Origin of the sequence: Streptomyces sp. 8N114 (genome assembly GCF_052245835.1) — a bacterium.
Classification (GTDB): domain Bacteria; phylum Actinomycetota; class Actinomycetes; order Streptomycetales; family Streptomycetaceae; genus Streptomyces.
Genome location: NZ_JBQQBT010000012.1, coordinates 81,683 through 98,614 on the forward strand (window position 1 = coordinate 81,683; position 16,932 = coordinate 98,614).

General features: G+C 71.1%; 12 protein-coding genes. 8 read left to right on the forward strand and 4 right to left on the reverse strand.

Translation table 11 applies throughout. The annotated features are described in order from the left end of the window. The first annotated feature begins 53 nt into the window (after positions 1–53). The 7 genes from cutA to ACTWQF_RS23570 all read left to right on the forward strand — a co-directional run bounded on the left by cutA (position 54) and on the right by ACTWQF_RS23570 (position 9,843). Positions 54–386 carry a divalent-cation tolerance protein CutA gene (gene cutA, locus ACTWQF_RS23540; protein WP_443281626.1) on the forward strand — a complete coding sequence of 111 codons (333 nt, stop codon included), beginning with the start codon at positions 54–56 and terminating at the stop codon, positions 384–386. Positions 387–414: 28 nt separating this feature from the next. After that, positions 415–1,749 (forward strand): deoxyguanosinetriphosphate triphosphohydrolase, encoded by a 1,335-nt coding sequence (locus tag ACTWQF_RS23545; protein WP_443281627.1) that lies wholly within the window; start codon positions 415–417, stop codon positions 1,747–1,749. 238 nt (positions 1,750–1,987) lie between these two features. Next, a complete protein-coding gene (locus ACTWQF_RS23550; RefSeq protein WP_443281628.1) occupies positions 1,988–3,307 on the forward strand; it encodes an NAD(P)/FAD-dependent oxidoreductase in 1,320 nt (439 codons plus the stop codon). A 147-nt stretch (positions 3,308–3,454) separates the two neighbouring features. Beyond that, complete coding sequence (locus tag ACTWQF_RS23555; RefSeq protein WP_443281629.1) at positions 3,455–5,197, forward strand: pyruvate dehydrogenase; 1,743 nt, start codon at positions 3,455–3,457, stop codon at positions 5,195–5,197. Between the two features lie 59 nt (positions 5,198–5,256). Continuing rightward, positions 5,257–7,173, forward strand: a complete 1,917-nt coding sequence (dnaG, locus tag ACTWQF_RS23560) for a DNA primase (protein WP_443281630.1) — start codon at positions 5,257–5,259, stop codon at positions 7,171–7,173. 347 nt (positions 7,174–7,520) lie between these two features. Next, entirely contained in the window at positions 7,521–8,810 is a 1,290-nt protein-coding gene (locus ACTWQF_RS23565) for an RNA polymerase sigma factor (RefSeq protein ID WP_443281631.1), read from the forward strand. 211 nt (positions 8,811–9,021) lie between these two features. Beyond that, entirely contained in the window at positions 9,022–9,843 is an 822-nt protein-coding gene (locus tag ACTWQF_RS23570; RefSeq protein ID WP_443281632.1) for a S1 family peptidase, read from the forward strand. 109 nt (positions 9,844–9,952) lie between these two features. Here ACTWQF_RS23570 and ACTWQF_RS23575 read toward each other — a convergent pair whose 3' ends face one another. The 3 genes from ACTWQF_RS23575 to ACTWQF_RS23585 all read right to left on the reverse strand — a co-directional run bounded on the left by ACTWQF_RS23575 (position 9,953) and on the right by ACTWQF_RS23585 (position 15,273). Next, positions 9,953–11,878, reverse strand: coding sequence for an ABC transporter ATP-binding protein (locus tag ACTWQF_RS23575; protein ID WP_443281633.1), 1,926 nt, complete (start codon positions 11,876–11,878; stop codon positions 9,953–9,955). Continuing rightward, positions 11,875–13,701, reverse strand: a complete 1,827-nt coding sequence (locus ACTWQF_RS23580) for an ABC transporter ATP-binding protein (RefSeq protein ID WP_443281634.1) — start codon at positions 13,699–13,701, stop codon at positions 11,875–11,877. Before ACTWQF_RS23580 ends, ACTWQF_RS23575 begins: the two co-directional genes overlap by 4 nt. 141 nt (positions 13,702–13,842) lie before the next feature. Further along, on the reverse strand, positions 13,843–15,273 hold the full coding sequence (locus tag ACTWQF_RS23585; RefSeq protein WP_443281635.1) for an FGGY family carbohydrate kinase: 1,431 nt from the start codon (positions 15,271–15,273) through the stop codon (positions 13,843–13,845). A gap of 175 nt (positions 15,274–15,448) precedes the next feature. Here ACTWQF_RS23585 and ACTWQF_RS23590 point away from each other — a divergent pair, with 175 nt between their 5' ends. After that, positions 15,449–16,537: a MalY/PatB family protein gene (locus tag ACTWQF_RS23590; RefSeq protein ID WP_443281702.1), complete on the forward strand. Its 1,089-nt coding sequence runs from the start codon at positions 15,449–15,451 to the stop codon at positions 16,535–16,537. A 54-nt stretch (positions 16,538–16,591) separates the two neighbouring features. Here the strand turns inward: ACTWQF_RS23590 and ACTWQF_RS23595 are convergent, their stop codons facing one another. Further along, entirely contained in the window at positions 16,592–16,786 is a 195-nt protein-coding gene (locus tag ACTWQF_RS23595; protein WP_443281636.1) for a hypothetical protein, read from the reverse strand. Positions 16,787–16,932: the final 146 nt, after the last annotated feature.

Consider the following 16,932-nt stretch of genomic DNA (forward strand, 5'->3'; position numbering starts at 1 on the left):
GACCGTCTTGAACGTTTCGGCCGTCCCACCCGGGTGCCCGATACGGTGGGCGGATGGCCGAGATCCTCACCGTATTGACGACGACCAGCTCCCAGGAGGAGGCCAAAGCGCTCGCCGCAGCGGCGATCGAGCGCAGGCTGGCGGCGTGCGCGCAGCTCACCGGACCCGTCACCTCGGTGTACCGGTGGGAGGGTGCCGTGCAGACGGACCCCGAATGGCAGTTGCTGTTCAAGACGAGCGCCGCGCGGTACGACGCGCTGGAGACGTACCTGCGCGAGGCCCATCCGTACGACGTGCCGGAGATCATCGCCACCCCTGTGGTCCGCGGCAGCGCGGACTATCTGCGCTGGGTCGAGGAGGAGACGCGGCCCGCGCAGCAGCCCTGAGGCCGCGCCCTCCGGTTACCGTCGGCGTATGGATGCCAGCTACGGCACACCCGCGGCAGAGGGCGGCGCACCGCCGGTGCCGCGCTATGTGCCTGCCGACGTCGAGCGCTGGGTACCGGAGCCGGACAAGCGGCCGGGGCGTACCGCCTTCCAGCGTGACCGCGCCCGCGTCCTGCACTCCGCCGCGCTGCGCAGACTGGCGGGCAAGACCCAGATGGTGGCCCCGGGCAGCGCCAGCCCCGCCTGGGACGCGACGCCGCGCACCCGGCTGACGCACTCCCTGGAGTGCGCCCAGGTGGGCCGCGAGCTGGGTGCCGCGCTGGGCTGTGACCCCGATCTGGTCGAGACGGCATGCCTGGCCCACGATCTTGGCCACCCGCCGTTCGGGCACAACGGTGAGACCGTGCTGGCCGAGATCGCCGCACCGGCCGGCGGCTTCGAGGGGAACGCGCAGTCGCTGCGGCTGCTGACCCGGCTGGAGCCTAAGCGGTTCTCCGAGGAGCCGGACGGTCAGCCGTACGTCGGCCTCAATCTGACGCGTGCCGCGCTGGATGCCGCCACCAAATACCCGTGGCGGCGCGGTGAGCACCCGGTGGAACCGGCCTCGCCGAAGTTCGGTGTCTACGAGGAGGACCTGCCCGTCTTCCAGTGGCTGCGCAAGGGCGCACCGGAGGGCCGTACGTGCTTCGAGGCGCAGGTCATGGACTGGTCGGACGATGTGGCCTATTCGGTGCACGACCTGGAGGACGGCATCAGGGCCGGACATCTGGACCCGCGCATGCTGCGGGCCGGACCCGACCGGACCGAGGTGTTCGCCGCCGCGGCCGAGCGGTATGCCCCCGGTGCCGGGGACGGCGAGCTGGCCGCCGCGCTCGACCGGCTGCTGGCGCAGGAGTGGTGGCCGTACAGCTACGACGGCACGGCCCGCGCCCAGGCCCGGCTCAAGGACGCCAGCAGCCAGCTCATCGGCCGGTTCTGCCTGGCCGCCGAGGCCGCGACCCGCGCCGCCTACGGCTCGGGCCCGATGACCCGGTACGCCGCCGAACTGATCGTCCCGCAGACGTCGTGGCTGGAGTGCGCCGTCCTCAAGGCGGTCGCCGACCGCTATGTGATGCAGCGCCCCGACCTGGAGCGGCTCCGCAGCGAGCAGCGCGTCGTCGTCCACGAGCTGGCCGAAGCGCTGCTGGCCCGGGCACCCGAGGGCCTGGACCCGCAGTACGCGGACCTGTACGCCGAGGCGGACGCCTCCGCGGAGCCCGACGCGGCACGGCTGCGCGTGGTCGTCGACCAGATCTCCACACTCACCGACGCCGCGGCCCGCTCCCTGCACCAGGCGCTGACCACCCGGAGGCAGCGCGGATGATCCACGAGGGCGGCGCGAGGGCGGTCCGGACGATCCACGAGGGCGGCGCGAGGGACGTCCGTCCCACTGGACAGCGCTCCTGGTCCGCCCGGCGCCACGGAACTCACCGGGGCGCCCGTACGTCCCATCCATGCCCCCTGCCTCTTCCCGCGCCTGCCCCGATGCGGGACGCTCACGTGTGGACGACGGGGGACAGCACGGCCCGCAGGGGGCAGCGTCTTCGAGGAGGAGGCTTCAAGTGGTCGACGCACACCGTACGTTCGTCATCGTCGGTGGGGGGCTGGCGGGGGCGAAAGCCGCCGAGACCCTGCGCGCGGAAGGGTTCACCGGCCGCGTCATCCTGATCGGCGACGAGCGCGACCATCCCTACGAACGCCCCCCGCTTTCCAAGGGCTATCTCACCGGTTCGGACGAACGTGACAGCGTCTTCGTGCACGAACCCGCCTGGTACGCGGGTGCCGACATCGAACTCCATCTGGGGCAGCCCGCGGTGCAGCTCGACCGGGCGGGCAAGTCGGTCCGGCTGGGCGACGGCACACGTATCCACTACGACAAGCTGCTGCTGGCCACCGGCGCCGAGCCGCGCCGCCTGGAGATCCCCGGCACCGATCTGGCGGGCGTCCACCACCTGCGCAGGCTGGCGCACGCCGACCGGCTGCGCGGGGTGCTGAGCGCGCTCGGCCAGGAGAACGGCCATCTGGTCATCGCCGGCGCCGGCTGGATCGGCCTGGAGGTGGCCGCAGCGGCGCGGACGTACGGCGCCGAGGTCACCGTCGTCGAGCCGGAGCCCACCCCGCTGCACACCGTGCTCGGCCCCGAGCTGGGCTCCCTCTTCGCCGATCTGCACCGCGAGCACGGCGTCCGCTTCCACTTCGGCGCCCGGCTGACCGAGATCACCGGCACCGACGGCATGGTGCAGAGCGTGCGCACCGACGACGGTGACGAGCACCCGGCGCACGACGTGCTGGCCGCCATCGGCGCAGCGCCGCGGACCACGCTGGCCGAGGTGGCGGGGCTGGAGCTGGCCACGAGCCCGGGCGGCGGCATCGCGGTGGACGCCTCGTTGCGCACCAGCGACCCGGACATCTACGCCACCGGCGACGCCGCTGCCGTGGCCCACCCGATGCTCGGCGAACGGCTGCGGGTGGAGCACTGGGCCAACGCCCTCAACGGCGGCCCCGCCGCAGCACGCGCCATGCTCGGCAAGGACGTCTCCTACGACCGGGTGCCGTACTTCTTCTCCGACCAGTACGACCTCGGTATGGAGTACTCCGGCTACGCCCCGCCCGGCTCCTACGACCAGGTGGTGTGCCGGGGCGATGTGGGCAAGCGCGAGTTCATCGCCTTCTGGCTGCGCGACAACCAGGTGCTGGCCGGGCTGAACGCCAATGTGTGGGACGTGACCGGCCCCATCCAGGACCTGATCCGTTCCGGCGTCCGGGTGGATCCGCATGCGCTGGCCGACCCGGGTGTGCCGCTGGAGTCGCTGGGCACCACGAATGGTGCGGGAACGGCTGGGGCGACGGGTGCAGCCGGAGGGGCGGCCGATCCCGCGTAGCCGCCGGGCGGGCGGTTCGCGTGATGCCGGGGCGGCGGATGGGGCATACGTTCTTCGTGAGAGATCTGCCTTCGTAAGAGATCCGCGCAGGAGCGTTGCCCCGTACCGCCGCCCTTCGGCATGCGGCGAGCTAAGGACGAGTGAGCGATGGCGAAGCAGACGGTGGCCGAGCAGTTCGTCGACACCCTGGTGCGCTGCGGAGTGGAGCGCCTATACGGCGTGGTGGGGGACAGCCTCAATCCGATCGTCGACGCCATCCGGCGTACCCCGGCCATCGACTGGATCCAGGTCCGGCACGAAGAGGCGGCTGCCTTCGCGGCAGGCGCCGAGGCGCAGCTCACCGGAAAGCTCGCCGCGTGCGCCGGCTCCTGCGGCCCCGGAAACCTCCACCTGATCAACGGGCTGTTCGACGCGCACCGCTCGATGGCGCCCGTTCTCGCGCTGGCCTCGCACATCCCCAGCAGCGAGATCGGCACCAGCTTCTTTCAGGAGACCCACCCGGACCGGCTGTTCGTCGAGTGCAGCCACTACAGCGAGCTGATCTCCAGCGAGCAGCAGATGCCCAGGGTGCTGCAGACCGCCATCCAGCACGCCGTCGGCCGGCAGGGCGTCAGCGTCGTCGCGCTCCCCGGAGATCTGGCCTCGGAACCCGCGCCCGAGAGTCCCGTCGAACATGCGCTGGTCACCTCGCGCCCCACCGTGCGCCCCGGGGACGCGGAGGTCGATGCGCTGGTGCGCATGATCGACGACGCGGAGAAGATCACCCTGTTCTGCGGCGCGGGCACCGCGGGCGCGCACGAGGAGGTCATGGAGTTCGCCGAGCGGCTCAAGGCTCCGGTGGGGCACGCGCTGCGCGGCAAGGAGTGGATCCAGTACGACAACCCCTACGACGTCGGCATGAGCGGACTGCTCGGCTACGGCGCCGCCTATGAGGCCACCCATGAGTGCGATCTGCTGATCCTGCTGGGCACCGACTTCCCGTACAACGCGTTCCTGCCGAAGAACTGCAAGATCGTCCAGGTCGATGTGCGCCCCGAGCACCTCGGCCGCCGCACCAGCCTCGACCTCGCCGTCTGGGGCGACGTCCGCGAGACGCTGCGCTGCCTCACCCCGCGGGTCCGGGCCAAGGCGAGCCGCAGGTTCCTGGACCGGATGCTCAAGAGGCACGCCGACACGCTGGAGGGCGTCGTCAAGGCGTACACCCGTAACGTCGAGAAGCACACCCCCATCCACCCCGAGTACGTGGCATCGGTGCTGGACGAGGAGGCGGCGGACGACGCCGTCTTCACCGTCGACACCGGAATGTGCAACGTATGGGCGGCCCGCTACATCACCCCGAACGGGCGGCGCCGGGTGATCGGCTCGTTCAGCCACGGTTCGATGGCCAACGCCGTGCCGCAGGCCGTCGGCGCCCAGTTCCTCGACCGGAACCGCCAGGTCATCTCCATGTCCGGGGACGGCGGCTTCGCCATGCTGATGGGGGAGTTCCTCACGCTGGTCCAGTACGAACTGCCGGTCAAGGTCGTACTGTTCAACAACTCCTCGCTCGGGATGGTCGAGCTGGAGATGATGGTCGACGGCATGCCGGCGCACGGCACGTACAACCGCAATCCCGACTTCGCGGCCCTCGCCCGGGCCGCGGGCGCGCACGCCGTCCGCGTCGAGAAGCCCAAGCAGCTGCGCAGCGCCCTCCGCGACGTGCTCAGGCACAAGGGGCCCGCACTGATCGACATCGTGACCGACCCGCACGCGCTCTCCCTCCCGCCGAAGATCACCCGCGAGCAGCTGAGCGGCTTCGCGCTCTCCGCCGGCAAGACGGTGCTGGACGGGGGAGTGGGGCGGATGGTGCAGATGGCACGCTCGAACCTACGGAACATCCCCCGACCCTGAGAGGGCGCCCCCTCCAGGAGGGGGCAGCCATGTCAGCGGCGGCCCGTAGACTCGGGGGCGTGGCTGGGAGGATCAACGACGAGGACGTGAAGGCGGTCAGGGACGCGGTCCCGATCGACTCCGTGGTGTCGGAGTACCTCCAGCTCCGTAACGCGGGCGGCGGCAACCTCAAGGGGCTGTGCCCGTTTCATGATGAGAAGTCCCCCTCCTTCCATGTGAGCCCGAGCAAGGGGCTGTACCACTGTTTTGGCTGCCAGGAGGGTGGGGACACGCTCGACTTCGTGATGAAGGTCGACCACCTGTCCTTCTCCGAAGCCGTCGAGCGGCTCGCGGCCCGCGCCGGTATCACGCTGCGCTACGAGGAGGGCGGCTACGGCCGCGCCTCGCAGCAGGGCGAGCGCACCCGGCTGGTGGAGGCCCACAAGATCGCGGCCCGGTTCTACGCCGAGCAGCTCGACGGGCCCGAGGCGGAGATCGGCCGCCGCTTCCTCGCCGACCGCGGCTTCGACCAGGAGGCGGCGCGGCACTTCGGCATCGGCTACTCCCCGGCCGGCTGGGACCATCTGGTGCGCTATCTGCGCGGGCAGGGCTTCACCGACAAGGAGATGACGCTCTCCGGGCTCGCCCAGGAGGCGCGCAACGGGCGGCCCATCGACCGCTTCCGGGGCCGGCTGATGTGGCCCATCCGGGACATCACAGGGGACGTCGTCGGCTTCGGCGCGCGCAAGCTGCGCGAGGACGACCAGGGGCCGAAGTACCTCAACACCCCGGAGACCCCCATCTACCGCAAGTCCCAGGTCCTCTACGGCATCGATCTGGCCAAGCGCGAGATCGCCAAGGCCAACCGCGCCGTCGTGGTGGAGGGCTACACGGACGTGATGGCCTGCCATCTGGCCGGCGTCACCACGGCCATCGCCACCTGCGGCACCGCCTTCGGCGGGGAGCATGTGAAGATCCTCCGCCGGGTGCTGATGGACAACGCCCAGTCGGAGGTCGTCTTCACCTTCGACGGCGACGCGGCGGGCCAGAAGGCGGCGCTGCGTGCCTTCGAGGACGACCAGAAGTTCGCGGCCCGCACCTGGATCGCGCTGACGCCGGGCGGTATGGACCCGTGCGATCTGCGTCTGGCGCAGGGCGACGAGGCGGTGGCCAAGGTGGTGGAGAGCCGCACCCCGCTCTTCGACTTCGCCATCCGCTCGATCGTGGACCGGCACAACCTCGATACGGCGGAGGGGCGTTCGGCGGCGCTGGAAGAGGTCGCGCCGGTCGTCACCCAGATCAAGGACCCCTCCATCCGGCGCGGCTATGCGGTACGGCTGGCCGGGCTGCTCGGCATCGTGGACGAGGAGTTCGTCGTCCGCCGCGTCGCCCAGCTCGCCCGGTGGGCGCGCGAGCGCGGCCAGGCGCCCCCGCGCGCGGCGGCCCGCGCCTCCCGCGCCGCCGAATCCCCCGCCGTACAGGCCCCGTTCGTGCCCCGCGGCCCGGCGCTGAACCTGCGCAGCCCCGCACACCGCGTCGAGCGCGAGCTGCTCAAGCTGGCGCTCCAGCGCCCCGAGCTGGTCTCGCCCGCCTTCGACGCCTACGGGGCCGACGAGTTCACCGCTCCGCCGTACGCCGTGGTGCGGCAGGCGCTGGAGGCGGCCGGCGGCGCCGAGGCCGGGATCGGGGACAGCGGCTATCTGGGCCGGGTCCGGGACGCGGCGCCGGACGACGCGGTGCGCTCGCTGATCACCGAGCTGGCCGTCGAACCGCTGCGCAGCGCCCGCAACCGCGAGGTCGACGAGGCGTACGCGGGCGAGCATCTGGTCGCCGTACGCCGCGCCGCCGTCAACGCCCGCATCACCGAACTGGAGAGCGTGGCCATGCGGTTGGAGGCCCGCCAGGAGTACGAGCAGTCGGCAGCAGTGCGCCAGGAAAGGTGGACGCTGCTGCAGTACGACGTCGCCCTGCGCGAGAGGGGCGCGGCGGCGCTCTGACGGCCCCGCCCCTCCGTTGGGCCGGTGAGGGGGTGCCTCTGACCTTGCATGCGGGCTGCGGGCGCTCCCCCAAGCTCTTCGAGCAGGGGGTACCCCCAGGGCGCAGGGTGGGCAAGCGCAGCGCCCACGCCGGGTAGGCAAGAGGCGCCGGGCACACCCTGCTCCCAGGAACATGCGTAGCGAACCGTGCGCTCAGGGTGACGTTTGGCGGAAAAACTGCTCGCACGCCTCTCGTGGCGGGCATGTGTCGTACCCCACACTGGTGGGCGGTGCCTGAGTCCTCGGAGCGGGGCGGTGCTGGCCAGAACGGGCCAAAGTCCCCCGCGGATCCGCACGTTTCGTACGGGATGGAGCGCGGCCCGGCCGCAGCCGTCCCCGTCACGCACGCCGCCCCCGAACCGGCAGCGATCACACTGGAGGTCGCCCCCGTGCAGACCCAGACCCTGAAAGCGGCGCTTCTCGCCGCCCCGACCGCTCCCCTGGCCCCGGGTCCCGCGCCGTCGGCGCCCCCCGCGCGCCCGGAGCAACACCCGGAACAGCCCGCCTTCGAGGTGCCCGTGCCCGTACCGGCCGCTGATGTGCCGGACGGCGCCCTGGCCGAGGCCCCGGCCCAGGCGCCCCCTGCCCGGACCGAGCCGTCCGAGACCGTGCCGCCGCAAGGCGGTGCGCCTGAGGCCGAGGCCGAGCCGGAGCCGGTCGCGCCGCAGCGGGAGCTGTCCGCAACCGGCCCTTCGGCGGATCTCTTCCGCCAGTACCTGCGCGAGATCGGCCGTATCCCCCTGCTGACCGCCGCCGAGGAGGTGGAACTGGCCCGCAGCGTGGAGGCGGGACTGTTCGCGGAGGAGAAGCTGGCGGGCACGCCCAGCCTGGACGGACAGCTCGCGCTCGACCTCGACCGGCTCGTGGTGCAGGGAAGGGTTGCCAAGCGCCGGCTCATAGAGGCGAACCTGCGGCTGGTGGTCTCCGTCGCCAAACGCTATGTGGGCCGCGGCCTGACCATGCTCGACCTCGTCCAGGAGGGCAACCTGGGGCTGATCCGCGCGGTGGAGAAGTTCGACTACGCACGCGGCTACAAGTTCTCCACGTACGCGACCTGGTGGATCCGCCAGGCGATGTCCCGCGCGCTGGCCGACCAGGCCCGGACGATCCGCGTCCCGGTGCATGTCGTCGAGCTGATCAACCGGGTGGTGCGCGTGCAGCGCCGGATGCTCCAGGAGCGCGGCTACGAGCCCACGGCCGAGGAGGTCGCAGCGCAGCTCGACCTGTCGGAGGAGCGGGTGAGCGAGGTGCTGCGGCTCGCCCAGGAACCCGTGTCGCTGCACGCACCGGTGGGCGAGGAGGACGACGTCAACCTCGGCGACCTCATCGAGGACGGCGACGCGCCCTCCCCGGTGGAGTCGGCCGCCTTCCTGCTGCTGCGCGAGCATCTGGAGGCGGTGCTCTCCACCCTCGGCGAGCGCGAACGCAAGGTGGTGCAACTGCGGTACGGGCTGATCGACGGCAGGCCGCGCACACTTGAGGAGATCGGCCGGCTCTTCGGCGTCACCCGGGAGCGGATCCGGCAGATCGAGTCCAAGACCCTCACCAAGCTGCGGGATCACGCCTTCGCCGACCAACTTCGGGGCTATTTGGACTGATGCCTGACCGAAGGTGATCGATGCTGGCTGAATGAGGCGCTCTTGTCAGCGTGTTCGGGCCCTCTCCATAATCGCGGCAGCATTTCGCGGACCGGCCCCCGCCGACAGGATGTCTTGCGGCGCATGCTGCTAGTCGATTGGCATGAGCATGATCTACGCAAAACGGGCGGCGGTTCGGGTTCGCGAGCAACCCCCCACGAGAGGAAGCCCGTTGAAGCACACCGGGATACACACCGCGAAGCACCTCAAGAGAGTCACCGCCGTCGGCGCCGTCGCGCTCGCCGCCTTCAGCCTCAGCCCCTCGGTCGCCTCCGCGATGCCGACCGACGGCCCCGGCGGCGGTGACCCGAGCGCCACCATCGTCGGCGGCACCAAGGCGGAGCAGGGCGAATTCCCCTTCATGGTGCGGCTGTCCATGGGCTGCGGCGGCTCGCTGCTCACCAAGGACATCGTGCTGACCGCCGCCCACTGTGTCGACGGCAGCGGCCCCGACACCAGCATCACCGCCACCGGCGGGGTCGTCGACCTGGAGGACCCGGCCGCCAAGACGGCCAAGTCCACCGAGGTCGTCCAGGCGCCCGGCTACAACGGCACGGGCAAGGACTGGGCCCTCGTCAAGCTGGACAAGCCCATCGACCAGCCGACCCTGCCCATGGCCAAGGACGCTTCCCTCAACAAGGGCGACTTCACCATCGCCGGGTGGGGCGCCGACAAGGAGGGCGGCGAGCAGCAGAGGTACCTGCTCAAGGCCCAGGTGCCGTTCGTGGACGACGCCACCTGCAAGACCGCCTACTCCAACCTCGTCGAGGACGAGGAGCTGTGCGCCGGGAAGATGGACACCGGTGGTGTCGACTCCTGCCAGGGCGACTCCGGCGGACCGATGTTCCGCAAGGACGACGCCGGTGAGTGGGTGCAGGTCGGCATCGTGAGCTGGGGCGACGGCTGTGCGCGGCCGGGCAAGCCCGGCGTGTACACCGAGGTCAGCACGTTCGCCTCGGACATTCAGGCTGCGGCTGACAAGCTCGGCGGCTGAGCTTCGGTTTCTCCGTTCCGCGTTCCGGCCGTGGCCCGCTGGTGCTTCTCGCGGGTCACGGCCGGTTCGGTACCTCCCCCCAGCCTTCGGCCGGGAGGAGCGGGCGTTTTCAGTCCACTTCCGCCACCGCCGCCGCGAACTGGGAGTGGTACAGCCGCGCGTAAGCGCCGTCCGCGGACAGCAGGCTCTCGTGGGTGCCCTGTTCGACGATCGAGCCGTTCTCCATCACCAGGATCACGTCCGCGTCCCGGATGGTGGAGAGGCGGTGGGCGATCACGAAGCTGGTGCGGTCCGAGGCCAGCCGCTCCATCGCGCGCTGGATCAGCACCTCGGTACGGGTGTCGACGGAGCTGGTCGCCTCGTCCAGCACCAGGATCACCGGGTCCGAGAGGAAGGCGCGGGCGATGGTGATGAGCTGCTTCTCACCCGCGCTGACGCTGTCGCCCTCGGCGTCCAGCACCGTGTCGTAGCCGTTCGGCAGGGTGCGGATGAACCGGTCCGCGTGCGCGGCCCGCGCGGCTTCCTCCACCTGTTCGCGGGTTGTCCCCTGGGCCCCGTACGCGATGTTCTCCGCGATGGTGCCGCCGAACAGCCAGGTGTCCTGGAGCACCATGCCGATACCGGCGCGCAGTTCCTCGCGGGACATGGCCGCGATGTCCGTACCGTCCAGCAGTATGCGGCCGTCGCGTACCTCGTAGAACCGCAGCAGCAGATTGACCAGGGTGGTTTTGCCGGCGCCTGTGGGACCGACGATCGCCACCGTCTGACCGGGTTCGACCGCCAGCGACAGGTTTTCGATCAGCGGTTTGTCCTCGGTGTAGCGGAACGAGACGCTCTTCAGCTCCACCCGGCCACGCGGCTCGGACGGCCGCTCGGCGTGTGCCTCGTCAGGGTCGGGGGACTGTTCCTCGGCGTCGATGATCTCGAAGACCCGCTCGGCCGAGGCCACCCCGGACTGGACGAGGTTGGCCATCGAGGCGACCTGGGTGAGCGGCTGGCTGAACTGCCGCGAGTACTGCACGAACGCCTGTACGTCACCGATGGACAGCGCCCCCGAAGCCACCCGCAGCCCGCCGACGACCGCCACCAGGACGTAGTTGAGGTTGCCGACGAACATCATCGCGGGCTGCATGATCCCGCTGATGAACTGGGCCTTGAATCCGGCCTCGTAGAGCTTCCCGTTCTGCTCGGCGAAGACCTCGGCCGACTCCTGCTGCCGCCCGAAGACCTTTACCAGCGCATGCCCGGTGTACATCTCCTCGACGTGCGCGTTCAGCGCGCCGGTCGATTTCCACTGGTCGACGAACTGCGGCTGTGCGCGCTTGCCCACCCGCGTGGCGACCAGCGCCGACAACGGCACCGTCACCAGCGCGACCAGCGCCAGCAGCGGCGAGATCCAGAACATCACACCCAGCACACCGACGATCGTCAGCAGCGAGTTGATGAGCTGGCCCATGGTCTGCTGGAGCGCCTGGCCCAGATTGTCGATGTCGTTGGTGACCCGCGAGAGCACCTCGCCGCGCGACTGCCCGTCCAGATAGGACAGCGGCAGCCGTCCCAGCTTGGCCTCCACCCGCTCCCGCAGCCTGAAGACGGTGCGGGTGATGACGCGGGAGGATATGCGCCCCGCCCACAGCATCAGCAGCCCGGCCGCGGCGTAGACGGCGACGACCACTAGCAGCACCGTGCCCACGGCGCCGAAGTCGATGCCCTGGCCGGGCGTGAAGTCCATCCCGGAGAGCATGTCCGCAGTGCCGCCGTCCCCGCGCTGCCGCAGGCCCTCCAGTGCCTGCTCCCTGGTGAGCCCGTCAGGCAGCTTCTGCCCGATGAAGCCGCCGAAGACCAGATCCGTGGCATGCCCGAGGATCTTCGGGCCGACGACGCTCAGCCCGACGCTGACGACGAGTACGGCCAGCATCAGCAGCAGTCGGCCGCGCTCCGGCCGGAACTGCCGCAGCAGTCGCCTGCCCGACCCCTTGAAGTCCATGGACCGCCGCGGCGGCGCCGCCCCAGCCATCCCCCCGGGCCCACTCATGCTGTGCCCTTCTGGTTCGCTTCTCCGCCCGCACCACGCAGAGGTGCGGCTATCGCTGCTGTCTGGAGCCGGGCGGTGGTGCGTGCGTCGCTCACGGCCTCACTCTCCGTCAATTGGGAGAGAACGATCTCCCGGTACGTCTCGTTGCTCTCCATCAGTTCGTGGTGCCGGCCCATGCCCACGGCGCGGCCCTCGTCCAGGACGAGAATGCGGTCGGCGTTCCGGATGGTCGCCACGCGCTGGGCGACGATGAGGACCGTCGCGTCCGAGGTCTGACGGGCGAGCGCTGCCCGCAGCGCCGCGTCGGTCGCGTAGTCCAGTGCGGAGAACGAGTCGTCGAACAGATAGATCTCCGGCCGGTGCACCAGCACCCGGGCGATGGCCAGTCGCTGCCGCTGCCCGCCGGAGACGTTGCTGCCGCCCTGGGCGATCGGCGCGTCCAGACCGCCTTCCATCCGCTCCACGAAGTCCTTGGCCTGGGCGACCTCGAGGGCCTCCCACAGCTCCTCGTCGCTCGCGTCCGGCCGGCCGTAGCGCAGATTCGTGGCGACCGTCCCAGAGAAGAGATACGGACGCTGCGGTACGAGGCCCACAGTGCTCGCCAGCAGCTCCGGGTCCAGGGTGCGTACGTCCTCGCCGTCCACCAGCACCTGGCCCTCTGTCGCGTCGAACAGCCGGGGCACCAGGCCCAGCAGCGTCGTCTTGCCGCTGCCCGTGGAGCCGATCACGGCAGTGGTCTCGCCGGGCCGCGCCACCAGGTCGATGCCGCGCAGCACCGGCGCCTCGGCGCCGGGGTAGCCGAACCCTGCGCCCCGCAGCTCCAGATGGCCGTGCCGGCGCAGCGCGGTGACCGGTGCGGTGGGCGGTACGACGCTGGACTCGGTCTCCAGCACCTCCTGGATGCGCTCCGCGCACACCTCCGCGCGGGGCACCATCATGAACATGAAGGTGGCCATCATCACCGCCATCACGATCTGCATCAGATAGGCGAGGAACGCGGTCAGCGAGCCGATCTCCATGTCACCGCTGCTGATGCGGTGCGCCCCGAACCAGACCACGACGACGCTGGAGACGTTCACCACGGTCATCACGACGGGGAACATCAGCGCCATCAACTGCCCGGTGCGCAGCTGCACATCGGAAAGCTCGGTGTTGGCCTCGTGGAAGCGGCGGCGCTCGTAGTCGTCCTTGACGAAGGCGCGGATGACGCGGACACCGGTGATCTGCTCGCGCAGGATGCGGTTGACGTTGTCCAGCCGCTGCTGCATGGACCGGAACAGCGGCCGCATCCGGCGCACGATCAGCGCGACGGCGATGCCGAGCACCGGCACCACGCCCAGCAGCACGGTGGAGAGCGGTACGTCCTGGCCGAGCGCCATGAAGATGCCGCCGAAGCACATGATCGGCGCGGAGACCAGCAGCGTGAAGGCCATCAGCGTGACCATCTGTACTTGTTGCACATCGTTGGTGGTGCGGGTGATCAGGGAGGGTGCGCCGAACTGGCCGACCTCGCGGGCCGAGAACGACTGCACCCGGTCGAAGACGCCCGCACGGATGTCGCGGCCGACCGCTGCGGCGGTACGCGCACCCAGATAGACGGCGCCGATGTTGCAGACCACCTGCACCACGGAGACGGCCAGCATGAGGCTGCCGAAGCGCAGTATGTAACCGGTGTCGCCGCGTACGACACCGTTGTCGATGATGTCGGCGTTGAGCGTGGGCAGATAGAGCGTGGCGCTCGTCTGTATGAGTTGCAACAGCACCAGCAGCGCGATCGGCCGCTGGTACTGGCGCAGCCGGGCGCGGAGGAGGCGGATCAGCACACGGATTTCCTCGGTCGATCAGTGAGGGGTGAACGCAATGAGGGCGGAAGTGAAAGAGCGTACAAGTGTGCGCCTCACTCCCGCCGCTCTTTTTGTTTGTTTCCGGTGCTTCCAGGGCCAAGTCCTTGCAAAGGGAACGGCCTACGCGGGCACGGCCCCCTGATACGTCCGGGTCAAGGCCCCCGGGTACATCTCCTCGCGCACGGTCACGTACTGCTGCCGCACCGCCTGGCCGACGGCCAGGTCCTCGCCCGCCTCGAACACCTGGCAGGCCGCGGCGGGCCACTGGGGCGGATAGCCGGAGCCCGAGAGCGCCCATGCCGCCTGCCGGGCAGCGCCGATCGCGGCGTAGTCGGCGGGCTCGGGCACCACGATCTGCGCGTCCAGCAGCGCGGGCGCCGCGTCCCGGACGGCGGCCAGCCCCGCGGCCTGGCCCAGCAGGAAGACCCGCCGTACGGACACCCCGCGGCCCCGCAGCACCTCCAGCGCGTCCGCCAGCCCGCACAGCATCCCCTCGACGGCCGCCCGCGCCAGGAATTCGGGCTTCATGCTCTCGCGCCGCAGCCCGTGCAGCGAGCCCGCCGTATGCGGCAGCTGCGGCGTCTGCTCGCCCTCCAGATACGGCAGCAGCACCAGCCCCGAGGACCCGGGGGTGGAGGTCAGCGCCAGCTCGGAGAGGCCCTCCAGGTCGGTGCCGAGCATGCCGGCGGCGCCGCGCAGCACGCGCGTCGCGTTGAGCGTACGTACCACCGGCAGGTGCAGCCCGGTCGCATCGGCGTAGGAGGTGATGGTGCCGGTGGGGTCGACGAGCGCCTCGTGGTGGACGGCGCACACGGAGCCGGTGGCGCCGAGCGAGATCACCACGTCGCCGAGGCCGACACCGAGCCCGAAGGCGGCGGCCATCGTCTGGCCCGTACCGGCGGAGATCAGCAGCCCCTCGGGGGTGTGCCCGGCGGGCTGCGCCGGGCCGATCACCTCGGGGAGCCCCACCTGGTGGCCGAGCGCCAGCTCCACCAGATCGGGCCGGTACGACTCGGTCGCCGCCGACCAGTAGCCGGTGCCCGACGCGTCCCCGCGGTCGGTGACCCGCCGTGCCGGGCGGCCCAGCAGCTGCCAGACCAGCCAGTCGTGCGGCTGCATGATCTCGGTGACCTGCCGCGCCGCGTCCGGCTGCTCGCGGGCCAGCCAGCGCAGCTTGGAGACGGGGTGCGCGGCCTGCGGGACGGTACCGACGGCCTGTGCCCACGCCTCGCGCCCGCCGAGCGCGTCCATCAGGTCGGCCGCCGCCGTCTGCACCCGCTGGTCGTTGCCGAGCAGCGCGGGCCCGACCGGCGACCCGGTGCTGTCCAGCGCGACGAGGCCCTGCTGCTGAGCGGAGACGCCGATCGCCTGCACGTCGGCGAGCTGCCCGCCGCCCGCCGCCGTACCGAGGGAGCGCAGCCACGACTGCGGGTCGTCGCGCTCGGCCGGGTGCTCGGCGTGGCCGTGCCTGACGACCGCGCCTGTTTCCGCGTCACAGACGACGATGCTTGTGTACTCGGCTGAACTGTCCAGTCCGGCGACTATCCCCATGGCCGGAATGATGCCTCATAGTCACCCGTACCGGGCCCGCTACCCCGCCCCCGTGACCTACGCCGCACCACCCGGACCGGCTTCCCACCCGCCGGACCACGACGACCGGAAGGAGCTGAAGTTGTCCAACCCTCTGCGCTGGCCGACCCTGGAGGAACTGCGCCGCCGTACGAGCATGAAATGGCGCACCTACGACCCCGATGTGCTGCCCCTGTGGGTGGCGGAGATGGATGTACACCTGGCGGAGCCGGTCGCCGAGGCGATAGGCGAGGCGGTGCGGCTGGGCGACACCGGCTACCCGGCGGGTACCGGCTACGCGGACGCCTGGGACGGCTTCGCGCGCCGCCGCTGGGGCTGGGAGGTCCCGGCAGCGCGCACCGCGATCGTCCCCGATGTGATGCTCGGCGTCGTCGAGGTACTCAAGCTGGTGACGGGCCCGGGCGACGCCGTGGTGGTCAACCCGCCCGTCTACCCGCCCTTCTACCAGTTCGTCTCGCACCTGGACCGCCGCGTGCTGAGGGCCCCGCTCGACCAGGCGGGGCGGCTCGATCCGGAGGCCCTTGAATCCGCGTTCGCCCGGGCCACCGAGGGCGGGCGCCGCGCCGCCTATCTGCTGTGCAGCCCGCACAATCCCACGGGCACGGTGCACACCGCTCAGGAGCTGGCCGATGTCGCCGCGCTCTCCGCCGCGTACGGCGTCCGCGTGGTCGCGGACGAGATCCACGCGCCGTTGGTGCTGCCGGGCGCCCGGCACGTGCCGTACCTCTCGGTGCCGGGCAGCGAGAACGCCTTCTGTCTGCTGTCCGCCTCCAAGGCGTGGAACCTGGCCGGGCTCAAGGCGGGGCTGGCCGTCGCCGGCGGTGCGGCGGCCGACGAACTGGCCGCCATGCCGGAGGAGGTCGGTCATGGCCCCAGCCACCTGGGCGTCATCGCCCACACGGCGGCGCTACGGCACGCGACCGACTGGCTGGAGCGCCTGCTGGCCGGACTGGACGGGAACCGCCGACTGCTGGGTGAGCTGCTGGCTCACCACCTGCCCGGAGTCGGCTACCGGCCGCCGCAGGCCACCTTTCTGGCCTGGCTCGACTGCCGTGCACTGGGACTGGGCGACGATCCGGCCGCGGCCTTCCTGCAGCGCGGCCGGGTCGCCCTCAACTCCGGTCCAGCCTTCGGCACCGGAGGAGCGGGGCACGTACGGCTGAACCTGGCGACCTCCCCCGAGATCCTGACGGAGGCGGTGCGCCGGATGGCATCGGCGCTGTGAAGAGTCCGGCCCACGCCTGATGTGGCCGGCCGAGCCGATTCGGCGCGCGTCTTGTCACGCCCGCGCCGGCCGGACGGCCCGGCTCGACGGGCCGCCCTCGGGGGAGGCGGCGGTGACCGTCACCTCGCCGGCCGTCGCCGAGGGGGGCGGCGGCGTGCCGCTGTCGGCCTGGGCCGCCCCGGCGGGCAGCAGCGCCATCGCACAGGCTGCCGCGACGAGGATGCCCTTGACGGGAGAGAGGGTGCGCATGGATCTCCTCCGGACGGAAGAAAGCGAGATTCCGGTCATCTCGGCCAGAACAGGGGAGCTCACAGTAGGAGGCTCCGGCACCCTTGGCGGGTATTCGCAGACGGCGGGTCGTACGGAAGGGGCCCGGCGCCGAAGTGACGCCGGGC